Annotated in this window: 4 protein-coding genes; 2 read left to right on the top strand and 2 right to left on the bottom strand. The window is 62.5% G+C overall.

Translation table 11 applies throughout. The features are described from left to right. The first annotated feature begins 149 nt into the window (after nt 1-149). A complete protein-coding gene (locus PspS04_RS00605; RefSeq protein ID WP_095172001.1) occupies nt 150-488 on the top strand; it encodes a tryptophan synthase subunit beta in 339 nt (112 codons plus the stop codon). 43 nt (nt 489-531) lie between these two features. Here the strand turns inward: PspS04_RS00605 and lapD are convergent, their stop codons facing one another. Both lapD and lapG read right to left on the bottom strand, forming a co-directional pair. After that, a complete protein-coding gene (gene lapD, locus PspS04_RS00600) occupies nt 532-2,478 on the bottom strand; it encodes a cyclic di-GMP receptor LapD (RefSeq protein ID WP_159993034.1) in 1,947 nt (648 codons plus the stop codon). Nucleotides 2,479-2,492: 14 nt separating this feature from the next. After that, nucleotides 2,493-3,185 (bottom strand): cysteine protease LapG, encoded by a 693-nt coding sequence (gene lapG / locus PspS04_RS00595; protein ID WP_095172004.1) that lies wholly within the window; start codon nt 3,183-3,185, stop codon nt 2,493-2,495. Nucleotides 3,186-3,456: 271 nt separating this feature from the next. Here lapG and PspS04_RS00590 point away from each other — a divergent pair, with 271 nt between their 5' ends. Continuing rightward, complete coding sequence (locus tag PspS04_RS00590) at nt 3,457-4,167, top strand: GntR family transcriptional regulator (protein WP_159993032.1); 711 nt, start codon at nt 3,457-3,459, stop codon at nt 4,165-4,167. The last annotated feature ends 56 nt before the right edge of the window (nt 4,168-4,223 follow it).

Here is a 4,223-nt window from a genome sequence, read left to right as displayed (position 1 = left end):
CCGGGTACCTGCCGACCGCCCACACGGGAGGTCGGCAGGCTTGTTCGAGTGACCGCCGGGGTGACGACTTGAGCGTTGCCCCGCATACTCACCTGCGTTGGCCTATGCTGCTGACAGCACGACGCTGGTTCATTCATGAGGGATTGTCGATGTTCTACGTGCAACGTGATGCACAGGGCCTGCTGGTGCGCGTAGAGGCTGCGCCCTACGCCGAGGCAACGGAAACGCTGCCCGCCGACCACCACGAGATCCAGGCCTGGTACGCCAACGAGGTGGTGGAAACCAGCCTCAAACAGCTTAAACAGAGTGACCTGGAGATGATCCGGGTACTCGACGACCTGATTCAGGTGCTGACCAGCAAAGGGGTGATTCGCGTCACCGACCTGCCGCCGGCCGCACAAGCCAAGCTGATGGACCGGACCCAGGCACGTGAAGCCCTGGGTGGGTTGAGCCATCTGATCAACGAAGATGAAAGCGGGCTGATCTGAGCCCCGGAGCGCACCCGGTCGACGGGTACGCTCATCCTCATTACTACTGCCAGGGTTTCGGTTCGCCGAACAACTGGCCCTGCACCCCGTACAGACCCATCTCGCGAATCACCCGCAACTCTCCTTCGGTCTCCACCCGCTCGGCAATCAGCGGCAGGTCGATGCTGTGGGCGGCGCGCTGGATGGCTTCGATGAACAGGCGCTTGTCACTTTCCTGATCGATGGCGCGGATGTAGCTGCCATCGATTTTCAGGTAGGCCAGGCCCAGGCGCGACAGATTGCCGATCATGCTGAACCGTCCACCGAAACGCTGCAGGCTGAGGGAGAACCCCAGCTCGCGCAGACGCTGGGTCAGTTGTTCGAGCACGGCTTGGTCAGGGAGTTGCTCCTCACCGATTTCCAGGGTCAGGCGTGGCCCCAGGTCCGAATGCTGGCGCAGGATCTCGAAGACCTTGTTCAGCGCCTGCGGATCGGCCAGGGTCGCGGCGGACAGATTGAGCGCCAGCGATTGCTGATGGCTGGCCATCTGCGTCAACACGCCCTCGAGCATCAGGCGGTCAAGCCGTGACATCCAGCCAAAACGCTCCAGCCACGGCAGGAAGCGCCCGGCGGGAATGGTCTGGCCCTGCTCGTCGAGCAGACGCGACAGGACTTTGTAATGCAGCACCAGGTCGGTGTCCTGGCTGGCCACCACCGGCTGGAAGTACAGCTGGAAGCGCTGTTGCTCGAGTGCCTGGTCCAGCAGCCGGTGCCAGGCATGATGGTCTTCGCCAACGGTCGCGGCCACGTTGTGCTCCAGGCACGCCCAGTTCGACTCGCCCTCGCCTTCCGCTTGCAACAGTGCCTGGTCGGCCAGGCTCAACACCGCCTGCGGCGTGTCGCCGTGGACGAACGGCGCCAGGCCGATCGCCGCCACCGTTGGCACGTCAGTCGCGCCGGTGGCATGCAGGCTGGCCAATGCACTGTCCAGGCTCTGTGCCAGTTGCTGCGCCTCTTCGCGGACCAGTCCTGGCGCCAGCACTGCAAATTCGCCGCCACGGATCCGGGTGACCAGGTTCTGGGTTTCCGGGTACCGCGCACACTCACGCGATAGCTGTTGGCCGACGGCCTGCAGCAACTGGTCGGTACGTTGCCCGCCCAGGCGCTGGTTGAGGCCCGCCAGGTCCTTGACCCGCAGCAGCAACAGATAACCGGTGCTCGCCTGTTCGGCATTGCTCACCCGGGCATTCAACTGCATCTCGAAATAGCGCCGGTTGGCCAAGCCCGTGAGGGTGTCCTGATAGGATTGCGCGCGCAGTTTCTCGCTGCGCTCGGCCTGCTCCTGGAACAGTGCCTTGAGCTTTTCGACCATCTGGTTCATCGCCTGCACCACACGCCGTAACTCAGGTGTGCGCGGCAGCTCCGGCAGGCTGAGGAACTCGCGCCGGGCAATCGCATGGGACTGCTTGACCATGTAGTCCAGCGGCTTGAGCTGGCGGCGCAGCAACAACGCCCCCAACACCGCGCTGACCGCGCCACACACCAGCAACCAGCCAAGGCTGCCCAGGGCGCTCTGCCAGAGCTTGGCCACGGCGAACATCGGATGGCTGATTACCTCGACCCTGGCCGCCTGTTCCCAGCCGCGGCTGACCAAGGCATCACCACCGGCTGGCTCCAGGCCGATCAGGTTGACGAACCACTGCGGTACCTTGCTCACGTCGGGTGTACCGCTGCGCTCGACAATGGCGGTGTCGGTCTTGAGGTCCACCACACGAATGCTCGCGTAATAACCGCTGTCGAAGATCGAGCTGACCAGCAGCTCGACCATCGCCGGGTCGTCGATGTTCGGGGTCAGCGACAACGCCAGCGCCGTAGCCGCGTCCTGGGCGTGGGAGCGCAGTTGATTGACGTACTGGGTCCGCGAACTTTCCAGGCTGACCATGAAGCTGCCGGTGAAGGCGACCACCAGGAACAGGCAGATAGCAAGCAACAACTGTTTGAACAATGACATCTGAACGCGTGCTCCTAGTGGGTCGTCTCGGCCGGAAATCCCTCGGCCTGCATTTTTTTCAACACATCCTGCCAACGGGACAGGCGCTTGGTATCGCCGACTTTCTGGTTACCCTTGGCGCCCGGTAGCCACAAGCCCTGCGCATTGAAGGAGTAGACCGGCAACAGGTCGGTACGCTGGCTGGCGGGCGCAATGGCGTCGACCAGGCTGTCGAGCACCAGTGGCATCGCGTCCGGGCTGGCATAGTAGGTCAAGACCATGTGCGCGCGGTTCTGGCGCAGGGCCTTGACGTAGGTGATACGCAACTTGTCGCTGGAAACCCCGAGATGGCGCAGGCTGAAGTATTTGGCGATCGCATAGTCTTCGCAATCTCCGGCGCCCTTCCATAAGCCTTCGACGGGTGTTTCCCAATAATCGACCTGACGCCACAGGTCGATGTCTTCCACGTAACGCATCTGCTTGTTGAAGAATAGATTGACCACTTTGAGCTGCTCGAGCTCCGGCACTTGCTGCTGTGTGGCCAGCAGGTGCTGCCACGCATCGATCCGCTGCTTGCCCTCGCCTAGCGGCCCGTACAAGGCCTCTGCCCGCCGACTGATCAGCGAGAAGTCCCAATCGGCCTGCAGGGCACCGAGCATGACACTGCCGATCAGCAGTGCCGAGCACAGCCAACGCCAGGTCAAAGTGAGTGCGCAACGTGCCAGCAATGCAGTGATTCCGGGAGGGCGGTGGGGAAATCGATGATGGTGCAGCCTGGATCGGTAAAAGACAATGGCACGATGCAATCACTGCGCGCAGGCTAAACTTGAAGGACCGACCAAGATCACAGCGCCGAGTTTGCCATCCGCTCATCCGGCACCTATGCCTGTGGCGTTAAACGCTCGAAAAAGGCATTGTCTCGCCCGTTTGACAAGCTGGCACCCAGTCACTAGTGTGCATTGGATCCAATATTTACTTCTACTGTCGGAGGGCATTGTCGTGGCACAGAAGCCCAACCCACTCAGCACCATTACCGTCAGCGGCCCTATCCCCGCTCACCTGGCTCGTGCGGTGATCGAAGAGACCCTGCGCTCGGCGATTCTCGACGGGCGCCTGCCCTGCGGCACCGCACTGCGCCAGCAAGACCTGGCCGACCTGTTCGGCGTCAGCCGCATGCCGGTACGCGAAGCGCTGCGCCAGCTCGAAGCGCAATCGCTGCTGCATGTCGTCGCCCACAAAGGCGCGGTCGTGGCGCCTCTGATCGAAGGTGATGCCGCCGAGACTTATGCGCTGCGCATCCTGCTGGAGTGCGAGGCCCTGCGCTTGTCGATTCCGCTGCTCGATGAAGCGGATTTCGCCGAGGCAGCGAGCCACATCGACCACCTGGAAACCGAGACCGATTACGCCGAAATCGGCCGGCTCAATCGCCTGTTCCATATGGCCCTGTACCGCAAGGCGCCCAACCGTCGGTTGCTGACCCTGATCGAAAACGGCTTGTGGGAAGAAGAACGCTTCCTGCGCTTCAACCTGGGGTCCATGGGGCTGGGCAAGCTCACCCAGGAAGATCACCGCGAACTGCTGCGCATCGCCCAAGCCGGGGACATCTCCCTGGGCGTGGCCAAACTGACGCACCACCTCAATCGCGCGGTGGACGTCATCACCCGCTATCTGAACAGCGTCGAGTCCCAGGGCAAGACCTCAGCGAACTGATACTCGCAGGTGCACAGGCGAAAAAAAACGCGATGAGCCCAGCCGGGCTCATCGCG

Source organism: Pseudomonas sp. S04 (genome assembly GCF_009834545.1).
Taxonomy (GTDB): domain Bacteria; phylum Pseudomonadota; class Gammaproteobacteria; order Pseudomonadales; family Pseudomonadaceae; genus Aquipseudomonas.
Note: the sequence above shows the minus strand (reverse complement) of the source record. Positions and strands in the feature narration are given on the sequence as shown.